Source organism: Flavobacterium olei, from assembly GCF_039749035.1.
Classification (GTDB): domain Bacteria; phylum Bacteroidota; class Bacteroidia; order Flavobacteriales; family Flavobacteriaceae; genus Flavobacterium; species Flavobacterium olei.
The window spans coordinates 474809-500030 of record NZ_JBDKWC010000002.1; the positions used below are offsets into that span (position 1 = coordinate 474809).

Below are 25222 nucleotides of genomic sequence, written 5' to 3' on the forward strand. Positions count from 1 at the left end.
GCTATGAAAAGGATATATAAAATAACACTTTTAGTTGGTATAACTATTTTAGTTTCATCTTGCCACAATAATTCGGCACCGAACTATCAGTATTTTCCAAATATGTATGAATCTGTTGCTTACGAGCCTTACACAGAAGCAAAAGTATTTAAGGGAGGAAAAGAAGGACAGCTTCCTGTTGAAGGAACTATCAACAGAGGTTTTGAACCTTACGAATATGAAAATTCAACTGCAGGTTATGAGTTGGCAAAAGCTAATTTAAAGTCTCCATTGGATTCAATTGAAAAAAATTCTGGAAAAGGTAAAGAGCTTTTCGAGATTTATTGTATCAGCTGCCATGGAGCTACTGGTAACGGTAAAGGTAAATTGGTTGAAAGAGAAAAATTTCTTGGAGTACCTAGCTATAAAGACAGAGAAATCACAGAGGGAAGTATCTTTCATGTTGAGACTTATGGTTTAAATGCAATGGGTTCACATGCAAATCAATTAAGTGCTCACGAACGTTGGTTAGTTGCTGACTATGTTCTGAAACTAAAAAGCCAATTATAATTGTTGAACAAACTGATCGTAATAGATATGTATACATTTTCAAGTAAATTAAAAACTTTTTCTATCATCCTAATGGCCGTTGGTATATTAGGAATTGGGTATGGTTTTTTAAGCGCACCAAAAGATATTCAAGAAGTTGAAAAAATACTAGCTGCAGATGAACATGGTTCTCATGGTACTGCACATGAAGAAAAAGCGGAGGCATCTCACAAAGAGGCAGCAGGACATCATGAAGCTGCCGAAGTTTCACATGATACGCATAAAGTAGCAGAGCATGAAGAAGTTGCTGGTGCTAATGAGCATGAAAAGCATTTAGAGCATGTGTTGCACCAATTGCAAAATAAGCCATGGTCTGCATTATATGTAGCTTGTATTTTCTTTTTACTGCTTTCAATGGGAGTTCTTGCATTTTATGCTATTCAGCAAGTTGCTCAGGCAGGTTGGTCTCCAGTTTTATTTAGAGTTATGCAGGGAATTACAGCTTATTTACCAGCTGGTTCTATAATATTCTTTATAATTTTAGTATTATGTGGACTACATTTTAATCATATTTTTGTGTGGTTAGGAGAAGGTGTTACAGATCCTAAACATGCCAATTATGATGCTATCATTGCCGGAAAATCAGGTTATTTAAATTTTCCTTTCTGGATCATCCGTGCGGCGATCTTTTTAGCAGGATGGAACTTATACCGTCATATCTCCAGAAAAAATTGTTTAGCTCAGGACGAAGCTAATGACGATCTTTACTACAAAAAGAACTTTAAAGCTTCTGCAGGATTCCTTGTATTCTTCATTGTTTCTGAGTCTATTATGTCTTGGGACTGGATTATGTCATTTGATCCGCATTGGTTTAGTACTTTATTTGGATGGTACGTATTTGCTTCATTCTTTGTAAGTGGTATCACTGCTATTGCTTTGGTAACAGTATATTTAAAATCTAAAGGATATTTAGAGTTTGTAAATACAAGTCATATCCATGATTTAGCAAAATTTATGTTTGGTATTAGTGTATTCTGGACTTACTTATGGTTTTCTCAGTTTATGTTGATCTGGTATGCAAACATTCCTGAAGAGGTTACCTATTTTGTAACAAGAATTCAATTATATAATTTGCCATTCTTTGGAGCGGTTGTTATGAATTTTGTTTTCCCATTATTAATATTAATCAATACCGATTTCAAACGTCTTAGCTGGGTTATTGTTATGGCTGGTGTTGTAATATTATTAGGTCACTATATTGATTTCTTTAATATGATTATGCCTGGCACAGTTGGAGACAGATGGTTTATTGGAGTTCCTGAAATTGCATCTGTTCTTTTCTTCTTAGGGTTATTTATATTTGTTGTCTTTACAGCATTAACAAAATCTCCTTTGCTTGCTAAAAGAAATCCTTTCATTGAAGAAAGTAAACATTTTCATTATTAATATTTAAAGAAGTAAACAGATGACAAGTTTGTTGGTAATTATAGTTTTAGTTTTATTAGCGATTGCATTATGGCAATTGACGAAGATATTTGATCTTACACAAGTGGGAGCATCTTCGGACGATTCGCAGGTTGCATCAGATAATGATAATAATGTTCAGGGGTATGTTATGTTCGGCTTCTTAGCTTTTATATACATATTTACGATTTACGGTTTACTAAAATGGGGAAGTTTAGCACTTCATACTCCTGCTTCTGAGCATGGACTTTTAGTGGATAACTTAATGAATATTACCTGGGTTTTAATTTTTGTTGTTCAATTCATTACACAAGGATTATTATATTGGTTTTCTTTTAAAAACAGAGGTAATAAAGATAGAAAAGCATTATTCTTTGCTGATAGTAATAAATTAGAAGCAATCTGGAGTATCATTCCATCTGTAGTTTTGGCATGTTTAATTCTTTATGGATTATACGCATGGAACAACATTATGTTTGTGGATAAAGATGAAGATGTAATTGAGATCGAATTATATGCTCAGCAATTTAAATGGACTGCAAGATATGCAGGTCAGGATAATGTTTTAGGTAAAGCTAACGTTCGTTTAATTGAAGGTGTTAATACTTTAGGTGTTGATATGTCTGATAAAAACTCGCAGGATGATATCGTAGTTTCTGAATTACATATCCCTAAGGGTAAAAAAGTGCACTTCAAAATGCGATCTCAGGATGTATTGCACTCTGCTTACTTTCCTCACTTTAGAGCACAAATGAACTGTGTTCCCGGTATGGTAACTGAATTTGCTTTTGTTCCTACATATACAACTACTGAATATAGAGAGTTGGATTTTATGAAAGAAAAAGTAGCACACATTAATAAACTTAGAGCTGAAAAAAGTGTTGATTTAGTTGCAAAAGGCGGAACAGCTTTAGATCCTTATACTTTTGACTATTTGTTATTATGTAATAAAATCTGTGGAGCTTCTCACTATAATATGCAAATGAAAGTTGTAGTAGATACTCCTGAAGATTATAAAAAATGGTTAAGCGAGAAAACGACTTTGGCTCAGGATATTAAAGCGGCTGCGGCTGCTGAAAAGCCAGCTGAAGGAGCTGCACCAACAGACACTACTGCTAAAATAATTGATACTGTTAAAACAGTTGTTGATACAGTTAAAGCAGCTGTAGCTAAAGTTGCGATGAAATAAAATTATTAAGAAAATTTAAAGTACACATATATGTCAGCAGAAGCGCACGATCACGATCACGGACACGATCACGAGCACGAACATCATCATAAAGACACGTTTATTACTAAATATATTTTTAGTATAGACCATAAAATGATTGCTAAGCAATATTTGATTACCGGTATTATTATGGGTATTATAGGTATTGCAATGTCCTTGCTTTTTAGAATGCAGTTAGCATGGCCTGAAGAGTCTTTCAAGATATTCAATGTTTTATTAGGAGATAAATTTGCACCAGATGGTGTGATGGCAAATGATATTTATTTGGCATTAGTTACAATTCATGGTACCATCATGGTATTCTTTGTTCTAACTGCTGGTTTGAGTGGAACTTTTAGTAATTTACTTATTCCTCTTCAGATTGGAGCTAGAGATATGGCTTCCGGATTTATGAATATGATTTCATACTGGTTGTTCTTTTTATCTGCTGTTATTATGTTATGTTCGTTATTTGTTGAAGCTGGACCGGCTTCCGCAGGTTGGACTATCTACCCTCCATTAAGTGCCTTGCCACAAGCTATTCCTGGATCTGGAACGGGTATGACTTTATGGTTGGTTTCGATGGCTATTTTCATCGCGTCTTCTTTGATGGGATCTTTAAATTACATCGTTACGGTTATTAATTTAAGAACTAAAGGAATGTCTATGACAAGACTTCCACTTACAATCTGGACATTTTTCGTAACAGCTATTATTGGTGTTATCTCATTTCCAGTATTATTATCAGCTGCATTATTATTAATTTTTGACAGAAGCTTCGGTACTTCATTCTTCTTGTCTGATATTTATATTGCAGGAGAGGTTTTACATTACCAAGGTGGTTCTCCAGTATTGTTTGAACACTTATTCTGGTTCTTAGGTCACCCTGAGGTATATATTGTAATCTTACCGGCAATGGGTCTTGTTTCTGAAATTATGGCTACGAACTCTCGTAAACCAATTTTCGGATACAGAGCAATGATTATGTCAGTTCTTGCAATTGCATTTTTATCAACTATCGTTTGGGGTCACCACATGTTTATTTCGGGTATGAATCCGTTCTTAGGTTCTGTATTTACATTTACAACTCTATTAATTGCGATTCCATCTGCTGTAAAAGCGTTTAACTGGATTACAACTTTATGGAAAGGTAACTTACAATTTAATCCAGCAATGTTGTTCTCTATCGGAATGGTTTCTACTTTCATTACTGGAGGTTTAACTGGAATCATCTTAGGAGATAGTACTTTAGATATTAACGTTCACGATACATACTTCGTAATTGCACACTTTCACTTAGTAATGGGTATCTCTGCTCTTTATGGAATGTTTGCTGGTATTTACCACTGGTTCCCTAAGATGTATGGTAGAATGTTAAACAAAAACCTGGGTTATATTCACTTCTGGATTACTGCAGTTTGTGCTTATGGAGTTTTCTTCCCAATGCACTTTATCGGATTAGCTGGTTTACCAAGACGTTATTATACAAACACAAACTTCCCATTATTTGATGATTTACAAAATGTGAATGTTTTAATTACAACATTTGCTCTTGTGGGAGGTGCGTTCCAATTAGTATTCTTATACAACTTCTTTAGTAGTATATTCTACGGTAAGAAAGCTGTTCAGAATCCATGGAGATCTACAACTTTGGAGTGGACTACTCCTGTTGAACATATCCACGGTAACTGGCCAGGAGAAATTCCTCACGTATACCGTTGGCCGTATGACTATAGTAACCCAAATCACGATGTAGATTTTGTTCCTCAAAATGTACCAATGAAAGAAGGTGAAGAAGTTTTACACCACTAGAAATAATAGGAAAGACTGTCAGAAATGGCAGTCTTTTTTGTTTAGTTAAAGTTTTAATCGTTCTGTTTTACTGTTTTACATACTGATTAGTTTATATATCTTTGCAGTATGAATGAGAATCTAGATCCTACTACTAATGGATATAACTCTGAAGAGTTAGATCTTGAGAAAAGATTACGTCCGCTATCGTTTGATGATTTTGCGGGGCAAGATCAAGTTTTGGAAAATTTGAAAGTCTTTGTTGCTGCTGCAAATCAGCGCGGTGAAGCACTGGATCATGCATTATTCCATGGACCTCCGGGATTGGGTAAAACAACACTTGCTAATATTCTGGCAAATGAACTGGAGGTGGGAATTAAAATTACCTCAGGTCCTGTGTTGGATAAACCAGGTGATTTGGCCGGACTGTTAACCAACTTAGATGAACGGGATGTTTTATTTATTGATGAAATCCATCGTCTAAGCCCTGTCGTTGAAGAATATTTGTATTCGGCAATGGAGGATTTTAAGATCGATATAATGATTGAATCTGGTCCGAATGCCAGAACTGTGCAAATTAATTTAAATCCTTTTACTTTAATTGGTGCAACTACAAGATCGGGGCTGCTAACTGCGCCGATGCGTGCACGTTTTGGGATTTCATCTCGCTTGCAATACTACACAACCGAACTTTTAACAACAATCGTAGAAAGAAGTTCTTCAATTTTAAAAATGCCTATTGACCTGGCGGCAGCGATTGAGATTGCCGGCAGAAGCCGCGGAACACCTCGTATTGCAAATGCTTTATTGAGAAGAGTTCGTGATTTTGCCCAAATAAAGGGAAATGGTACAATAGATCTTGAGATTGCAAGATATGCTCTAAAAGCATTAAATGTAGATGCACACGGTCTTGATGAAATGGATAATAAAATCTTACTGACTATTATAAACAAATTCAAGGGGGGACCGGTTGGACTTTCAACCCTGGCAACAGCGGTTAGTGAAAGCAGTGAAACTATTGAAGAGGTTTATGAACCATTTTTGATTCAGGAAGGATTTATTATGAGAACTCCCAGAGGAAGAGAAGTTACAGACAAGGCATACAAACATCTTGGAAAAATAAATTTAAATATTCAGGGAGGGTTGTTTTAATCTCGAATCGAAATGTCTGTAAGTAAAAAATATAAGTATCCACCTCAGCTTTCAGTTTTAAAATTTCTTTTGAATGCGGAAGGGGTGCGTCGAAATCCAATTCCGTACCATACAAAATACTTTGAAGATTTCGGCGATTCGTTTTCTATTAAAATCGGAAGATCCCGCTATATTATTTTGTCAAGAGATAATGAAGTAGCACAATATATTCTACAGAAAAACCAAAAGAATTATCATAAATCTAAATTCCAGTCGGTTTACCTTTCTAAATATTTAGGAAAAGGACTTTTGACCGTTGATGGGGAATTTTGGTTAAAACAAAGAAGACTGATTCAACCCGCTTTTCATAAACAGAAAATGAATCAGCTGGTAGAAAACATGCAATTGACTATTATTTCAGAATTAAAAGAATTGCAGACTGATAAAAAAATCGATCTTTTTCCGGTAATGAGTGAGCTGGCTTTTAATGTTGTGGCAAAATCATTGTTTCAATTTTCGATAGCCGAGAAAAAGTTAGAACGCATTAAATATATTATTGAAGCTGTTCAAAATTTTCTCATTAAAGAAATTAGGCTTCCGCATAAAGCATGGTGGTTTTCTATGAGCGGTCAGGTAAAAAAGCATCTGCAATTAGCGGAAGAAAACAATTCGATAATTAGGGAAATTATTGAGCAAAGAATCACTTCAGAAAGTAAAGTGAATGATTTGCTTAATATGCTTTTGGAAACGCGCTATGAAGACAGCGGCGAGCCAATGTCTATAGAGCAATTAATAGATGAAATTAAAATTCTTTTTATAGCCGGGCACGAAACTACAGCCAATGCTCTGACTTTTACAGTTCACTTATTAGGGAACCATCCCGATATTCAGCAAAAAGTATTTGATGAAATAACTAAAATTGAGTCAGAAACTAGCGACATTGTCGAGCAGCTTCAAAAAATGACTTACACCAATGCTGTATTAAATGAGTCTATGCGTTTGTATCCTCCCGCGTGGATTACGGACCGTCAAAATGTTGAAGATGATGTTTTAAGTGGTTATAATATAAAAAAAGGAACCTTAATTGGCGTTTCGTTCTACGAATTGCATCGCAATCCAAAGTATTGGGAAAGTCCGGATGATTTTAATCCAGATCGATTTTTAGGAGAACAGAAAAAAAAGTCAATGCAATATTTCTATCCTTTTGGAGCAGGACCAAGGATGTGTATTGGAGCTGGTTTTGCTATTTACGAGATGTGTTTGGCAATTTCTCACATTGTAAAAAAATATAAAATTACTTCGACAGAAACTACTGCCCGATTTAATCCCTTAATTACCTTAAAACCAGTCGGTATAGAAGTTACTTTTTCTGAAAGAGAATGATTAATTCTAAAGAAAAATATTCGAAATTTATTAAAGAGGAAGCTAAAAGACTTGGTTTTCTATCTTGTGGTATCTCTAAAGCAGGCTTTTTGGAGCAGGAAGCGCCGAGGCTTGAGAGTTGGTTAAAAAATAACCACAATGGTCAAATGGCTTATATGGAGAACCATTTTGACAAACGTCTGAATCCGACTTTATTGGTTGATGACGGCAAAAGCGTCGTCTCTCTTCTACTTAATTATTATCCGGAATCTTTTCAAAACGATGAAACTTTTAAAATTTCAAAGTATGCATACGGACAGGATTACCACTTTATAATTAAGGATAAACTAAAAGAATTTTTGCATTCCATTCAGGAAAATATAGGAGACGTGTCAGGACGCGCTTTTGTAGATTCTGCGCCAGTTCTGGATAAAGCCTGGGCCGCTAAGAGCGGTTTGGGATGGATTGGAAAAAACAGCAATTTAATCACTCAGAAAGTAGGTTCATTTTATTTTATAGCAGAATTAATAATAGATTTAGAATTAGAATACGATCATGCTGTTACAGATCATTGTGGCACCTGCACAGCCTGTCTGGATGCTTGTCCTACACAGGCAATTGTCGCACCTTATATTGTGGATGGTAGTAAATGCATTTCGTATTATACCATCGAATTAAAAGAAAATCTTCCTTACGAAATGAAAGGAAAATTCGACGAATGGATGTTTGGCTGTGATACCTGCCAGGATGTTTGTCCGTGGAATCGATTTTCTAAACCCCATTCAGAACCTCTCTTTAATCCAAACCCGGAATTGCTTTCTTTTACAAAAAAAGACTGGCTTGAAATTACTGAAGAAACCTTCAAACTTGTTTTCAAAAATTCACCTGTCAAGAGAACAAAATTTGACGGGTTAAAACGTAATATTAAGTTTTTGCAATGATTACATTAACTTAAAGTTTTTATTTTTTAAACACTTGATTGTTAACTACTTGTAATTTATGTATAAGTAAATACTTATTTTAATTTCTTACAATTTATTGTCATTTCGTCAATATTTAAGGTAAGAAATGCTTCTTTTAATAATTCTTCAGGTAAATTCGGACTAATTGTTATCAAATCCCTAACATTTCTTTAAATTAAATGGCTTCGATATATGTTAAATACTGTCGTTTGACGAGTTTCTTTGCACTTTGTCGACTAATGTAGTTAGTAATTAGCACTTTACATACTTTCGCCGCTCCAAAAATTACTTTTAACTAAAAAACACATTTGTGTATTGAACCTATCATGACTATGGTCCAAACGCTGCAATGCTTATTCGTAAGCCTATTGAAGATTTTTACTTCCTGTAGAAAATCCGCAATCCAATTTTTATCGTATTTCACCTATATGCTAAAAACTATCATCGGTTTTTTAGTATTAGATATCACTGTTCCACAAACTCAAGTTGTCTATGCGTAACTTTACATTTAACCGGTCTGGATTTTTCAGACTAATTTTACTGATCGTTTTTTTATTACTAAATGCGTATAAAGCCTCGGCACAATTTTATACAAAGCACTATATTGCTCCGGCCCCTTGGCAGTACTTTAGTAAAGCTAATGAAATTGTAATTGCTACTAATTCCACCACTACAGTTACGGTTACTGTGTCTAAAAGTGATGGAACAAATGTAACAACTCTTACGTGTGTTAAAGGAGCACCGGCTATCTATAGATTTGCAGGCAAACCAAGTGCTGCACCAGCTCTTGCATTAGATACAGTTTTAAATGCAGCCGGTTTAATTGTAAGCGCTACTTCGCCAGTTTCGATAAACTTAAGAAACGTTGCGTCTGATGCTTTAGGCGGTGACGGAACAGATAAGGATATTAAAGGGAATGCTGCCTTAACAAGTTTTGGTGATGCAGGTATTGGTGTGAGGTTTAGAGTGGGATATTATCGAGATGGTTCTTTAGGAAACTTTGGTGGTTATGGCGATCAACGTCCTATCTACAGTATGTTGGCAATTAACAATGGCACCTCCATTAAATTGAATGGTAATGTAATCGCAACGTTAAACGCAGGAGAGAGTTATTTGTTTAAAGCTCCGATGGGGTCATTGGTTGAGTCTTCTAATCCTATTGTAATGAATACTTCGGCCGCTATTGATACTCCAAACGGAGGTTGTGGTGACGCAGCATACAATCAAATTCCGCCCGAAGCTGTTTTAGGATCTGAATATTTTATCGAAAGAGGAAAAGGGGTAGATGCAGCAGAACAAACTACTGTAATAGCTACAAAACCGAACACAACACTTACAATTAATTCATTTTCTGCGACAGGTGCTTTAATCACAACTGTTACAAAGACATTAGTAAACGCAGGGGATTTTTATACGTTTCTTAACGGGATCTCAAATACTAACTTTTCCGCTTCAAGGGTTTTAGCAACAAATAATGTAGTTGTATACTCTGGCACAGCACAATCTTGTGAAGTGGATGTTTCAACTATTGCACCAGTGTCGGAATGTGGAGGATCGAATTTTGTTGAAACGGCAAAATTCAGAAACTACGGTACAGGTTCACTTCCTTATTTTGGATATATACTTTTAAAAGATGCCTCGTCACAAGTAATGGTAAACGGAGCTAACATAGAAACTATTGCCGGCATTGGGGCTAGACACCAACTTGGAAGTACTGGTTGGTATTTGATTAATTTTGAAGATACTCAGATAGGTAGTCCAAATGTTTTGTCCATTTCCAGTACAGCCAAACTTACTGTATCTATTGTACAGCAAGGTGGAGGATTTTCTATGGCAGGTTTTTTCTCTAATTTCGCTGCCCGACCAGAAGACCCTACAATGAATTATATTTCAGCGGGAGGCTGTACGAATAGCTCAGCAACGTTAACTACTCCTGCTAATTTTTCTCCGTACCAATGGTTTTATAACGGAGTAGCCATTTCGGGAGCTAACTCAAATTCATATGTAGCAGCTAAATCTGGATCTTACTCTGTATCGTCAACTTTAGCCTGCGGTTCAGTTGCACAATCAAAACCAGTTAGTGTAACCTTGTGTACAGATTTAGGAATAACAAAAACGGTTAATATAGCTAGTCCATGTGTAAATTCTAATATTGAATTTACAGTAACAGCCAGTAATTTAGGACTTAATAATGCGACGGGTGTTTCTGTAAATGATTTGTTGCCTTCGGGTTATACTTTTGTTAGTTCAACGGCTTCTGTCGGAATTTATAATTCAACCTCAGGTGTTTGGAGTATTGGAGACTTAGATCCCTCTATGTCAGCAACTTTAAAAGTTATTGCTACTGTAAAATCAAATGGAATTTACAATAATACAGCTGCTTTTTCTGCTTCAGTGATTGATAGTAATGCAGCAAATAATTCAGCTAGTGTATCCATAACTCCAAAAGCATTACCAATTGCCCTTTCTTTATCAGGAAGTACAATATGTACACCTTCAGCAGGGGGTACAATTACATCTACAACTTCCGTTATTGGAGTTAGTTATCAATTATACAATTCAGGGAATGTTGCCGTTCAGACAGCAAAAAGCGGGAATGGATCAGGACTTAGCTGGTCAAATATTGGAGCAGGAACCGGATATTATGTAGTTGGAACTAATAGCGAATCTTGTTCCAGCACAAGTAATGTAGTTTCGGTTATAAATGATACTCAAAAACCTACCATTACCTGCCCGGCAAGTGTCACGAAAACCACAGATGCAAATTCCTGTACAGCAACAGGTGTGGTTTTGGGAACTCCGGTAACAGCTGATAACTGTGGAGTTGCTTCTGTAACTAACAATGCGCCATCTGCATATCCAATTGGGGTTACAACTGTAACGTGGACGGTGAAGGATAATTCAGGAAATACTCAAACGTGTACGCAGACTGTAACAATTAGTGATAATCAGAAGCCCACTATTACATGTCCTGCGAATGTTACCAAAACAACAGATACCAATTCATGTACAGCAACAGGTGTGGTTTTGGGAACTCCCGTAACAGCTGATAATTGTGGAATTGCTTCTGTAACTAACGATGCGCCATCTACATATCCAATTGGAGTTACCACTGTGACATGGACAGCAAAGGATAATTCTGGAAATATTCAAACGTGTACGCAGACTGTAACAATTAATGATAATCAGAAGCCAACTATTACATGTCCTGCGAATGTCACGAAAACAACAGATGCAAATTCATGTACAGCAACAGGTGTGGTTTTGGGAACTCCGGTGACAGCTGATAACTGTGGAATAGCTTCTGTAACTAACGATGCGCCACATACATATCCAATTGGAGTTACCACTGTGACATGGACAGCAAAGGATAATTCTGGAAATACTCAAACGTGTACGCAGACTGTAACAATTACTGATAATCAGAAGCCAACCATTACCTGTCCGGCAAACATCACAGTTTCATCAGATGTAAATTCTTGTACAGCAACGGGTCTAGTTTTAGGAACTCCGGTAACAGCTGATAATTGTTCAGTTGCTTCTGTAATTAATAATGCACCTGCTTCTTATCCTGTGGGAAATACAACTGTTGTCTGGACAGTAACTGACGCTGCAGGAAATACAGAAACTTGCAATCAAATTGTAAAAGTGGTCGGTCCTATTAAAGCACAAAATGATATTGCTTCTTCATTTAATGGTTTAGTTGGAGGGACAGCAATTACGAATGTTTTGGGTAATGATTTTCTAAATTGTAACAATGTGATTCTAAGTGATGTCAGTCTTTCTCTTTCAGGAACATTGCCTTCAGTTTTAACTTTTGACATAACAACCGGAGCTGTTTCGGTAAATGCAAATACTCCGACTGGAACTTATTCTTTCGATTATAAAATTTGTGAAAAAGCGAATACCAATAATTGTAGTGCAGCAACGGCAACAGTTGAAGTGGTAAACGGACTTGTAGCCAATGCAGATTCATACAGCAACCAAACATCGGGAACAACAGCTGTAAATGTTGGAAATGTAACTTCGAATGACAAACTGAACGGAACAGCGGTAACTTCAACAAATACAGCATTAACTCCAAAAACAGAAGGTCCTTTAAGTGTAGATGCTGAAGGGGAACTTACGCTGGAGGCAAACACGGCGTCGGGAACTTACACACTTACTTATAACATCTGCGAAAGCGGAGCAAACCCTTCAAACTGTAAAACGGCAACGGCAACAGTTGAAGTGGTAAACGGACTTGTAGCCAATACAGATTCGTACACCAACCAAACATCGGGAACAACAGCATTAAATGTTGGAAATGTTACGTCTAATGACAAGCTTAACGGAACAGCGGTAACTTCAGTAAATACAGCTGTGACGCCGAAAACAGAAGGTCCTTTAAGTGTGGATGCTGACGGGAAACTTATGTTAGAAGCAAACACGGCATCGGGAACTTACACGCTTACTTATAACATCTGCGAAAGCGGAGCAAACCCTTCAAACTGTAAAACGGCAACGGCAACAGTTGAAGTGGTAAACGGACTTGTAGCTAATACAGATTCATACACCAACCAAACATCGGGAACAACAGCTGTAAATGTTGGAAATGTTACGTCTAATGACAAACTTAACGGAACAGCGGTAACTTCAGTAAATACAGCTGTGACGCCAAAAACCGAAGGTCCTTTAAGTGTTAATGCTGAAGGGGAACTTACTTTAGAAGCAAACACGGCATCGGGAACTTACACGCTTACTTATAACATCTGCGAAAGCGGAGCAAACCCTTCAAACTGTAAAACGGCAACGGCAACAGTAGAAGTGGTAAACGGACTTGTAGCCAATACAGATTCATACAGCAATCAGGTATCGGGAACAGCAACGTTAAATGTTGGAAATGTTACGTCTAATGACAAACTGAACGGAACAGCGGTAACTTCAGAAAATACAGATGTGACATCGAAAACAGAAGGTCCTTTAAAAGTGGATGCTGACGGAGAATTGACTTTAGCAGCAAAAACACCATCGGGAACTTATACAATTGAGTACACAATCTGCGAAAGCGGAGCAAACCCTTCAAACTGTAAAACGGCAACGGCAACAGTTGAAGTGGTAAACGGACTTGTAGCCAATACAGATTCGTACACCAACCAAACATCGGGAACAACAGCTGTAAATGTTGGAAATGTAACTTCGAATGACAAACTGAACGGAACAGCGGTAACTTCAACAAATACAGCAGTAACTCCAAAAACAGAAGGTCCTTTAAGTGTTGAGGCGAACGGGGAACTTATGTTAGAAGCAAACACGGCATCGGGAACTTACACGCTTACTTATAACATCTGCGAAAGCGGAGCAAACCCTTCAAACTGTAAAACGGCAACGGCAACAGTTGAAGTGGTAAACGGACTTGTAGCCAATACAGATTCATACACCAACCAAACATCGGGAACAACAGCATTAAATGTTGGAAATGTTACGTCGAACGATAAGCTTAACGGAACAGCGGTAACTTCAGCAAATACAGCTGTGACGCCGAAAACAGAAGGTCCTTTAAGTGTTGATGCGAACGGGGAACTTACGCTGGAGGCAAACACGGCATCGGGAACTTATACAATTGAGTACACAATCTGCGAAAGCGGAGCAAACCCTTCAAACTGTAAAACGGCAACAGCAACAGTTGAAGTGATTAACGGACTTGTAGCCAATACAGATTCATACAACAATCAGGTATCGGGAACAACAGTAGTCAATGTTGGAAATGTAACTTCGAATGACAAACTTAACGGAACAGCGGTAACTTCAGCGAATACAGCTGTGACGCCGAAAACAGAAGGTCCTTTAAGTGTTGATGCGAACGGGGAACTTACGCTGGAGGCAAACACGGCATCGGGAACTTACACACTTACTTATAACATCTGTGAAAGCGGAGCAACCCCTTCGAACTGTAAAACGGCAACAGCAACAGTTGAAGTAAAAAATGAAATAAAAGCATTAATTGATAATATTTCTCCAATCAATGGAAATATTGGAGGGACAACGACAATTTCATTAATTGATAACGATACTTTAAATGGAAAGAATGCTATAATTGGAGTAAATCCAGGAAACGTAACGATTGCTATTATTGGAACACTTCCAACAGGGTTAACATTAAATGCAAACGGAACGATAACAGTTGCACCAAATACACCTGCAGCTAATTATAATGTACAATATACAATCTGCGAACTTGGAAGCAATCCATCAAACTGCGATACGGTTACATCAATTGTTCCGGTTACAGCAGCCAACCTTGTGGCCAATGCAGATGCAATTCCATCGGTTACAGGATCAAATACAGCACAGGATCTAGGTGGGAATGTTTTGGATAATGATACGAAAGATGGTCAGAAACTAAATCCTTCAGATGTAAAACTGACTGTTGAAAAAGCATATCCAAAAGGTTATTTGGTATTGAATGCGGATGGAACTTTAACTCTTGGAGCTAATGCACCTGCAGGAAAATATGAACTTACGTACACCATTTGCGAGAAATTGAATTCAGGAAACTGCAGTTCAAATACGGTAAGTGTTACTGTTACAGCGCCGGTTATCGACGCCATCGCAGATACGATCACTCCGATAAATGGAAATGTAGGCGACAATACAATTTCGTTGGTTGCAAATGATACCTTAAACGGAAGTCCGGTTGTGATCGGTACAAATGCCGGAGAAGTGACTTTCACCTTAGTGGGAACACTTCCGACAGGATTAACATTAAATGCAGATTATTCAGTTACAGTTGCGCCGAACACGCCAGCTGCAAATTATGAGGTAAAATATACCATCTGCGATAACAACAATTCCGGAAACTGTGATACGGTAACATCCATTGTCCCGGTTACAGCAGCAAACCTTGTGGCCAATGCAGATGCAGTTCCACCGGTTACAGGATCAAATACAGCACAGGATTTAGGTGTGAATGTTTTGGATAATGATACGAAAGATGGTCAGAAACTAAATCCTTCAGATATAAAACTGACTGTTGAAAAAGCAGATCCAAAAGGTTATTTAATATTGAATGCGGATGGAACTTTAACTCTTGGAGCTAATGCACCTGCAGGAAATTATGAACTAACGTACACCATCTGCGAGAAATTGAATTCAGGAAACTGCAGTTCAAATACAGTAAGTGTTACCGTTACAGCGCCGGTTATCGACGCCATCGCAGATACGGTCACTCCAATAAATGGAAATATAGGCGACAATACAATTTCGTTGGTCGCAAATGATACCTTAAACGGAAGTCCGGTTGTGATCGGTACAAATGCCGGAGAAGTGACTTTCACTTTAGTGGGAACACTTCCGACAGGATTAACATTAAACGCAGATTATTCAATTACAGTTGCGCCGAACACAGCAGCTGGAAATTACGAGGTAAAATACACGATCTGCGATAACAATAATTCCGGAAACTGCGATACGGTTACATCAATTGTTCCGGTTACAGCAGCGAACCTTGTGGCCAATGCAGATGCAGTTCAACCGGTTACAGGTTCAAATAAAGCACAGGATTTAGGTGTGAACGTTTTGGATAATGATACGAAAGAGGGTCAGAAACTAAATCCTTCAGATGTAAAACTGACTGTTGAAAAAGAAGATCCAAAAGGTTATTTGGTATTGAATGCGGATGGAACTTTAACTCTTGGAGCTAATGCGCCTGCCGGAAATTATGAGCTTACGTACACCATCTGCGAGAAATTGAATTCAGGAAACTGCAGTTCAAATACAGTAAGTGTTACCGTTACAGCGCCGGTTATCGACGCCATCGCAGATACAATCACTCCAATTAACGGAAACATAGGCGACAATACAATTTCGTTGGTTGCAAATGATACCTTAAACGGAAGTCCGGTTGTGATCGGCACCAATGCGGGAGAAGTGACTTTCACTTTAGTGGGAACACTTCCGACAGGATTAACATTAAACGCAGATTACACAATCACAGTTGCGCCAAACACAGCAGCTGGAAATTACGAGGTAAAATATACGATCTGCGATAACAATAATTCCGGAAACTGCGATACGGTTACATCAATTGTCCCGGTTACAGCAGCAAACCTTGTGGCTAATTCAGATGAAGTTCCACCGGTAACAGGTTCAAATAAAGCACAGGGTTTAGGTGTGAATGTTTTGGATAATGATACGAAAGATGGTCAGAAACTAAATCCTTTAGATGTAAAACTGACTGTTGAAAAAGCAGATCCAAAAGGTTATTTGGTGTTAAATGCGGACGGAACTTTAACTCTTGGAGCTAATGCACCTGCAGGAAATTATGAACTAACGTACACCATCTGCGAGAAATTGAATTCAGGAAACTGCAGTTCAAATACAGTAAGTGTTACTGTTACAGCGCCGGTAGCTTCTCAAATTATTGCAAATAATGACGTGGCGGGACCCGTAGATTCGAAAAAAGGACTAGATGCTTCACTTAATATTTTTGCAAATGATATTTTAAACGGAGTAAAACCAAATCCTTCAGATGTTATTTTGAAAACAGTTGTTGCAAATCCAAATCTGGTATTGAATTCAGACGGATCAGTCAACATAGCAGCCAATACACCAAGCGGAATTTATCAATTGACCTATCAAATTTGTGAGGCAGCAAATACATCAAATTGCAGTCAGGCGATAGTTAAGATTACAGTTCAAAACAGCGCAGATCCGGTTACTCCAAATGCAGGTCAGCTTAATTTAGTAAACGATACTAATATCAGCGTCGACGGAATTAACGGTTCTTTAGAATTTGTGAATGTTTTAGATAATGACCTAATTGACGGACAGCCAATTAATCCGGCAAATGTTATCATTAAGCCATTAACAACAAGTACTTATTTTGAGTGGAATACAGACGGAACAGTAAATGTTAAACCAAATACACCGGGAGCAACGTATACATTAAATTATCAGGTTTGCGAAAAAGCAAATCCTGCAAATTGTTCAACAGCTGTATTAACTGTTTTTGTTGAAGTTCCTTCTATATCTGTTATTAAAACAGCAGTTTTCAATGACGAGAACAAAAGTGGTTTTGCAAATGCAGGCGAGACAATTTCATACAGGTTTACCGTAACCAATACAGGAAATGTACCTCTTGTTGGTATTACATTAAATGATCCGTTGCCGGGAGTTATAGTTTCAGGACAGGCAATTAATCTGGCGGTAAATGAATCTAACGAAACGAACTTTACGGCAGTGTACAAAATCACTCAGCAAGATATTAACAGAGGCAGTGTAAGTAACCAGGCAAGTGTAAAAGGAAGAAGTGCAAGAGGAGTTGAAGTAGAAGATCAGTCAGATGATATGAGTAACAGCGGAGACAGTCCAACTGTTTTGGATCTAAGCGGGTGTTCTATACAAGTTATGAATGCATTTTCTCCAAACGGAGATGATAAGAATGCAAGATTCTATATCAGAGGTATCGAATGTTATCCGGATAATACGGTTGAAATCTACAATCGTTGGGGAGTTTTGGTTTTTGCTATAGATCAATACAACAATTCAGATCGTGTTTTTGTCGGATATTCAAACGGACGTTCGACTATCAAACAGACAGAAGGTCTGCCGGTAGGAACTTATTTCTACATCCTGAAATACAAAGACAGTGCTAACCATCCAAACGAGAAATCGGGTTACTTATACATCAATAAATAAAATGGATTACGGCTTAGTTCACCCTAAGCCGTTTTAAACCTAAATAAATGAAAAAATATTTACTTTTTATGTTTTTTTCGATTGTGGCAAATGCACAACAGGATGCACAGTTTACACAATACATGTACAACACAATCGAAGTTAATCCCGCTTATGCTGGTTCACGAGGTGCGTTAAGCGTTTTTGGACTGTATCGTACGCAATGGGTAGGACTAGACGGTGCGCCGGAAACAAGCACGTTTTCTGTTAATACCCCTTTAAACAATAGTGATCTTGGACTTGGTGTTTCATTAGTAAACGATAAAATCGGACCAACGACAGAAAACACTTTATCTGCAGATTTATCTTATACAATACCAACTTCTCCGGATTGGAAATTGTCTTTCGGAATAAAAGCAACAGCAAATCTTTTCAATCTCGGTATTAATAAACTGAGTATGGAAGATCAGAACGATCAGCAGTTTCAAAACCTGAAAAACAGAATCACACCAAATGTAGGAGCGGGGATTTACTATCACTCAGATCGTGCCTATATCGGGTTATCTGTTCCGAATTTTATCGAGACAGATCGTTATAATTCAGACGATACTGCGATTTTCAAAGACAAAATCAATTATTATTTAATTGCGGGTTATGTATTTAATCTGGATCGTCTCGAATATGTAAAATTCAAACCGGCTTTAATGGCAAAAATGGTAGAAGGAGCGCCGTTGCAGGTAGATGTTTCAGGTAATTTTATGTTTAATGATAAATTCGTTCTGGGACTTGCGTATCGCTGGAGTGCTTCAGTTAGTGCAATGGCTGGATTTCAGGTTTCCAAAGGAATGTATATAGGTTATGGCTACGATCACGAAACGACACAACTGAGAAAATACAATTCAGGATCACATGAAATTTTCTTAAGATTCGAATTCTTCAATAATTACAGTAAAATGATTTCTCCAAGATTCTTTTAATTAGGCCTATGAAAGTTAAAAATTTAATCCTGATTTTTTTACTGACCTGCTTTTTTTTAAATGCGAATGCGCAAAGTCCATTCACGACGGTGAATACCAAATATGCAGATCAAAAATACGATGAATACGCTTACGCGGATGCTATAAAAGTCTACGAAAAAATAGCCGGTGAAAACAGTTCCAACGAAAAAATTGTACAGCGTCTGGCCAATTCCTATTATTTTAACGGAGAACTTACCAGTGCGCTAAAGTGGTACGAACAATTGTTTAAGATAAATCCTGAACAGGAATCTGAATATCTGTACCGTTACGGACAATCTTTAAAATCTGCAGGTAATTACCGTAAATCGGATGAAATTTTACAGAAATTCAATCAAAAAGCGGTTTTAGAAAAAAGAGCCGATTTAATTCGCAATGATAAAAATTATCTACAGATCATAAAAGAAAACTCAGGCCGATTCGAAATTGGTGATGCCGGAGTCAATTCGGGTTCTTCAGATTACGGAAGTACTGTTTACAATGATAAAATAATTTTTACTTCTGCACGCGATACAGGCGGAGTGGTAAGAGCCAATTTTCAGTGGACCAATCATTCTTTTTCAAGATTGTATGCGGCCACTTTAATGCCAGACGGAAGCGTAGGAAAACCGGAAATATTAGTAAAGAGAAAGAAACACAAATTCAACGAGTCAACTCCGATTTTTACCAAAGACGGACGCACAATGTATTTTACCCGAAATAATTTTACCAACGGCAGAAGAGGAAATAACGATAAAGATGTTACGCTTTTAAAATTATACAAAGCAGAATTGGTTGATAATGTATGGAAAAACGAAAAAGAACTTCCTTTTAATAGTGACCAGTACAGTACGGCACATCCTGCTCTTAGCGTAGACGAAAAAGTTCTGTATTTTGCATCAGATATGCCGGGAACGTTAGGGCAGTCGGATATTTTTAAAGTTTCGATTAATGATGACGGAACTTTTGGAACTCCGCAAAATTTAGGTCCTGCAATCAATACAGAAGGGAGGGAAACTTTTCCGTTTATTTCAGGCGACAACGAACTTTATTTTGCCACAGACGGTCGTCCGGGATTAGGCGGACTGGATATTTTTGTTTCCAGAATAAAACCAAACGGAAATTTTGATGACGTATTAAATGTGGGGGAACCGGTAAATAGTAAACAGGATGATTTTGCTTTTAGTATTGACAGTAAAAACAGAAATGGATATTTTTCCTCTAACAGAGAAATGGGCCATGGATTAGATGATGTTTATCGATTTACAGAAACCAAAAGGTTAATTTGCGAACAAAACTTGTCCGGAACGGTAACCGATGCAGCATCTAACGAAGTTCTGGCGAATACCTCATTGACCATTTTTAATGATAATTTCGATTCAGCAGGAACAGTTGTTACAGATGAAAAAGGAAATTATGTTTTTCCGGATTTAAAATGTGGAAAAAAATATACTATCAGAACTTCAAAAAGCGATTACAATGCTAAAGAAATTCCGGTAACTATTCTGAAAGATGCAGGACAAACCACACAAACGATTTCTTTAAATAAAGTCTTTGTCCCGCTTGCAGCAAAAAAAATAGAGATTAAAAAAGTAGCTATAAATCAGGTAAAATTGGGTACTGTGAAGGTGGGTGCAGATCTGACAAAATTGTTAAATCTTCCAATGAACTTTTTTGATTTAGGAAAAGCGACAATCAAAAAAACATCAGAACCACAATTATTAAAAGTAGTCAGTCTTTTAAATCAGTATCCGAATATGAAGCTGGATATTCGGTCTCATACCGATAGTCGTTCTTCAGCAGAAAGCAATATGATTCTTTCAGATAAAAGAGCAGAATCAACAAGAAACTGGCTGGTACAAAAAGGAATTAACTCAGACAGGTTAACGGCAAAAGGTTTTGGCGAAACGCAATTGGTTAATAAATGTGCTGACGGAGTGAAGTGTTCAGAAAAACAACACATGAAAAACAGACGAAGCGAATTTATTATCCTCTCAATTTAATGAATGACTAACCAATGAAAACCCTTTTCTAAATTTTAGAAAAGGGTTTTTTCTTTATTCCTTAATAAGAGCAGCATCTAAAACAAACCTTTCATTAAACTGACTTAAAAATTCCAGTTCATCCAACGGGATCATTTGCAAAACAGTTTCTAAAATTAAACTCACATCAATCGCATTTTTGTTGGTTTTATTTAAGTCTCAGAGGGACGAAATATTTATAGAAACATATTAAGCCACCAATACCCAAAGCCCCAGCGGGATGAAATGTCGCTCCGCTGTAGCTTTTTTTATATTGTTGTTTATGCTATAAATATTTTGCTCTGCTGGAGCCTTATTTTTAAATGTTATAAAAGTAAAGATGCTTTGATTTTTTAATTCTATTTATCAAAAGTTAAAAAAGCACTTTTTTCGCAAAAAACGCTTTCAAAAGTTTTCTTCTTTTAGCAGATGTTTTTAGAAAATCAAAATATGATGTATTTTGTTTAAAATGAATAAGTTGGGTTTTTAAAAAATCGATTTCGCTGTAGATTGTGTTGGTTTTTGTTTTAACTTTATTGATCTAAAAATTTTTCATTATGACTGTAGATCAAATACTTAAAGCAAAAGGAAGAAATGTGTATTCCATTCTTTCCAATACAACGGTTTATGAAGCCTTAAAAGTAATGGGAGACAAAAATATCGGCGCAATTTTGATTATCGACAATAACCAACTGAAAGGAATATTGTCTGAAAGAGATTATGCCCGAAAAATTGTTTTAAAGGATAAATCTTCTAAAGAAACTTTTGTTCATGAGATTATGGAAAGTAATGTTTTTACAGTAAAACTTTCAAATAATATTGAAGACTGCATGGAACTTATGAGCGAAAAAAGAATACGACATCTCCCTGTTGTAGAAGATGGGACAGTGATTGGAATCATTTCGATCAGCGATGTAGTGAAGGCAATTATAGAAATTCAGAAAGATACCATTCAGCATCTGAATTCCTATATTTCTCAATAAACAGGAGCTAAAAAACATAAAAATTTAAAATGAGTCCAGTTTCTATTGGACTTTTTTTATTTCTCAAAATACAATTTAAGAAAAGAAAACCTCAAAAATACGCCTTTTTAAAACAAGACTTATATCTTTGTAAGCTAGAATAAAAGCTAAAAATAATGAACAAAGAGAGTAAAAGAAGAGAAGCGTTACTGTATCACTCAGAACCGACTCCAGGAAAAATTCAGGTAGTTCCAACAAAAAAATATGCAACCCAGAGAGACTTATCATTGGCTTATTCGCCGGGAGTTGCAGAGCCATGTTTAGAAATTGCAAAAAACGTTGAAGACGTTTACAAATATACCGCAAAAGGAAATTTAGTTGCCGTAATATCAAATGGTACAGCGGTTTTAGGTCTTGGAGACATTGGTCCTGAGGCTGGAAAACCGGTAATGGAAGGAAAAGGATTATTATTCAAAATATTCTCTGATATTGATGTTTTTGATATCGAAATTGACACCAAAAACGTTGAAGAATTTATTCAGACAGTAAAAAATATTTCGCCAACTTTTGGAGGAATCAATCTGGAAGATATTGCAGCGCCTGAATCTTTCGAAATAGAAAGACGTCTGGTAGAAGAACTGAATATTCCGGTTATGCACGATGATCAGCACGGTACGGCTATCATCTCTTCTGCAGCTTTGATCAATGCTCTGGAATTAGCAGGAAAAAAAGCAGAAGATATTAAAATGGTAGTTTCTGGCGCAGGTTCGGCTGCAATTGCATGTACCGATTTATATGTTTCTCTTGGAGTAAAAGTCGAAAATATTTTAATGTATAACAGTAAAGGACTTTTAACAAAAGACAATCCTGCACTTTCAAGTCTACAATTAAAATATGCTATAGACGGTCCTAAAATCGAATTAGCAGAAGCAGTAAAAGGAGCAGATGTTTTCATCGGATTATCTTCGGGAGATATTTTGTCTGCTGAAATGTTATTGACAATGGCCGATAACCCTATCGTTTTTGCCATGGCCAATCCGAACCCGGAAATCGATTATAATTTAGCTGTAGAAACTCGTAAAGATGTTATTATGGCGACAGGACGTTCAGATTTTCCTAATCAGGTAAACAACGTTTTAGGATTCCCTTATATTTTTAGAGGAGCTTTAGACGTAAGAGCGACCAAAATTAATGAAGCTATGAAAATGGCGGCTGTAAAAGCATTGGCCATTTTAGCAAAAGAACCAGTTCCGGAGCAGGTAAACGTCGCATACGGAGCAACAAAACTAGGTTTCGGTCAGGAATATATTATTCCAAAACCATTCGATCCAAGATTAATTACAGTTGTAGCGCCGGCAGTTGCAAAAGCAGCAATGGAATCCGGAGTTGCCAAAAATCCTATTACAGACTGGGCAGCGTATGAAGATGTGCTTCGCGAACGTATGGGTAATGATAATAAAATGGTGCGTTTGATTACAAATCGTGCTAAATTAGATCCTAAACGAATTGTTTTTGCAGAAGCAGATCAATTAAATGTATTAAAAGCAGCTCAGATTGTTTACGAAGACGGAATCGGATTTCCAATCTTATTAGGAAACAAAGAAGTAATTTTAGAGCTAAAAACGGAGTTAGGTTTTGATGCAGATCTTGAAATTATCGATCCTAAAACAGATGAAGAAGAAACAAGACGTGATCGATTTGCAAATTCATTCTGGGAAACAAGAGGACGCAGAGGAGTATCTAAACTAGATGCAGAAAAATTTATGCGCGAAAGAAATTATTTCGCTGCAATGATGGTCAATGAAGGTGAAGCAGATGCTGTCGTTACAGGATATTCCAGAAGTTATCCCTCGGTTGTAAAACCAATGATGCAGTTAATTCCAAAAGCACAAAATGCTTCCTTAATTGCCACTGCAAATATGATGCTGACTTCTCGTGGACCTATGTTTTTGTCAGATACAGCAATCAATATTAATCCATCATCTCAGGATTTGATTAATATTGCCATTATGACTGCTAAAACAGCAAAAATGTTTGGCATTGAGCCGGTTATTGCAATGGTTTCGTTCTCAAACTTTGGTTCGTCAAGCAGCGAAAGTGCATCAAAAGTTAGAGAAGCTGTAGCGTATTTACATAAAAATCACCCGGAATTAATTGTTGACGGAGAGATTCAGGCCGATTTTGCTTTAAATCCTGAGATGCTTCAGGAGAAATTCCCTTTCTCAAAATTAGCAGGTAAAAAAGTAAACACCCTTATTTTTCCTAATCTTGAATCGGCAAACATCACTTATAAATTATTAAAAGAATTGTATAAAGTGAATTCTATCGGTCCTATCATGATGGGTATGGGCAAGCCTGTTCACATTTTCCAGCTGGGCGCAAGCGTAGAAGAAATGGTAAATATGGCTGCAATTGCTGTGATTGATGCGCAGGAAAAAGAAATTAAAAAGAACAAAATAGCACAATAAACCTTCTATTAGGGATTGGATAAATTTGTCGTATTTTTGTGGCAATTTTATTATATTTGATACTAGTAAATTATATTTATGATAGCACATTTGCAGGGAAGATTAGTAGAAAAGAATCCTACAGAAGTTGTAATTGATTGTGGAGGAGTTGGTTATCAGGTAAATATATCTTTACATACCTATTCTTTAATTCCTAATTCTGAAAATATAAAATTGTATACGCATCTTCAAATTAAAGAAGATGCGCATACTTTATATGGTTTTGCCGAAAAATCGGAGCGTGAAATTTTTAGAATGCTTTTGTCTGTTTCGGGAATTGGAGCAGGAATAGCACGAACCATGCTTTCTTCGATAGAGCCAAGACAAATTATTAATGCTATTGCATCGGGAGATGTGGGCATAATACAGTCTATCAAAGGGATAGGGAATAAAACAGCACAAAGGGTTATACTTGATTTAAAGGATAAAGTTGTTAAATTATACGATTTAGACGAAGTTTTAGTCGTACAGAACAATAGAAATCGAGATGAAGCGTTATCTGCTCTAGAAGTATTAGGTTTTGTCCGAAAAGCTTCTGAAAAAGTGGTAGAAAAGATTGTTAATGAAGATCCGGAAGCTACTGTAGAAACAATCATCAAAAAAGCTTTAAAAAGCTTATAAATTCATTTTAT

Annotated in this window: 13 protein-coding genes; all 13 read left to right on the forward strand. The window is 36.8% G+C overall.

The features are described 5' to 3' along the window. Positions 1-3: 3 nt before the first annotated feature. Positions 4-549, forward strand: a complete 546-nt coding sequence (locus tag ABEB31_RS06015; protein WP_347050446.1) for a c-type cytochrome — start codon at positions 4-6, stop codon at positions 547-549. Between the two features lie 27 nt (positions 550-576). Further along, positions 577-1974, forward strand: a complete 1398-nt coding sequence (locus tag ABEB31_RS06020; RefSeq protein ID WP_347050447.1) for a quinol:cytochrome C oxidoreductase — start codon at positions 577-579, stop codon at positions 1972-1974. A gap of 19 nt (positions 1975-1993) precedes the next feature. Then, on the forward strand, positions 1994-3181 hold the full coding sequence (locus ABEB31_RS06025; protein ID WP_347050448.1) for a cytochrome c oxidase subunit II: 1188 nt from the start codon (positions 1994-1996) through the stop codon (positions 3179-3181). 30 nt (positions 3182-3211) lie between these two features. Then, on the forward strand, positions 3212-5014 hold the full coding sequence (locus ABEB31_RS06030) for a cytochrome c oxidase subunit I (RefSeq protein WP_347050449.1): 1803 nt from the start codon (positions 3212-3214) through the stop codon (positions 5012-5014). 108 nt (positions 5015-5122) lie between these two features. Further along, entirely contained in the window at positions 5123-6145 is a 1023-nt protein-coding gene (gene ruvB / locus ABEB31_RS06035) for a Holliday junction branch migration DNA helicase RuvB (RefSeq protein ID WP_347050450.1), read from the forward strand. 12 nt (positions 6146-6157) lie between these two features. Beyond that, positions 6158-7507, forward strand: a complete 1350-nt coding sequence (locus tag ABEB31_RS06040; RefSeq protein ID WP_347050451.1) for a cytochrome P450 — start codon at positions 6158-6160, stop codon at positions 7505-7507. Next, positions 7504-8427 (forward strand): tRNA epoxyqueuosine(34) reductase QueG, encoded by a 924-nt coding sequence (gene queG / locus ABEB31_RS06045; protein WP_347050452.1) that lies wholly within the window; start codon positions 7504-7506, stop codon positions 8425-8427. Before ABEB31_RS06040 ends, queG begins: the two co-directional genes overlap by 4 nt. A gap of 513 nt (positions 8428-8940) precedes the next feature. Then, the gene (locus ABEB31_RS06050; protein WP_347050453.1) at positions 8941-18126 is read left to right on the forward strand and encodes an HYR domain-containing protein; all 9186 of its coding nucleotides are present in this window, start codon (positions 8941-8943) and stop codon (positions 18124-18126) included. 47 nt (positions 18127-18173) lie between these two features. Continuing rightward, positions 18174-19082 carry a PorP/SprF family type IX secretion system membrane protein gene (locus ABEB31_RS06055; protein ID WP_347050454.1) on the forward strand — a complete coding sequence of 303 codons (909 nt, stop codon included), beginning with the start codon at positions 18174-18176 and terminating at the stop codon, positions 19080-19082. An 8-nt stretch (positions 19083-19090) separates the two neighbouring features. Then, entirely contained in the window at positions 19091-21103 is a 2013-nt protein-coding gene (locus tag ABEB31_RS06060; RefSeq protein WP_347050455.1) for an OmpA family protein, read from the forward strand. 575 nt (positions 21104-21678) lie between these two features. Then, positions 21679-22104 (forward strand): CBS domain-containing protein, encoded by a 426-nt coding sequence (locus ABEB31_RS06065; protein WP_347050456.1) that lies wholly within the window; start codon positions 21679-21681, stop codon positions 22102-22104. 155 nt (positions 22105-22259) lie between these two features. Then, positions 22260-24551: an NADP-dependent malic enzyme gene (locus ABEB31_RS06070; protein WP_347050457.1), complete on the forward strand. Its 2292-nt coding sequence runs from the start codon at positions 22260-22262 to the stop codon at positions 24549-24551. A gap of 78 nt (positions 24552-24629) precedes the next feature. After that, a complete protein-coding gene (gene ruvA / locus ABEB31_RS06075) occupies positions 24630-25211 on the forward strand; it encodes a Holliday junction branch migration protein RuvA (RefSeq protein WP_347050458.1) in 582 nt (193 codons plus the stop codon). Positions 25212-25222 lie beyond the last annotated feature (11 nt).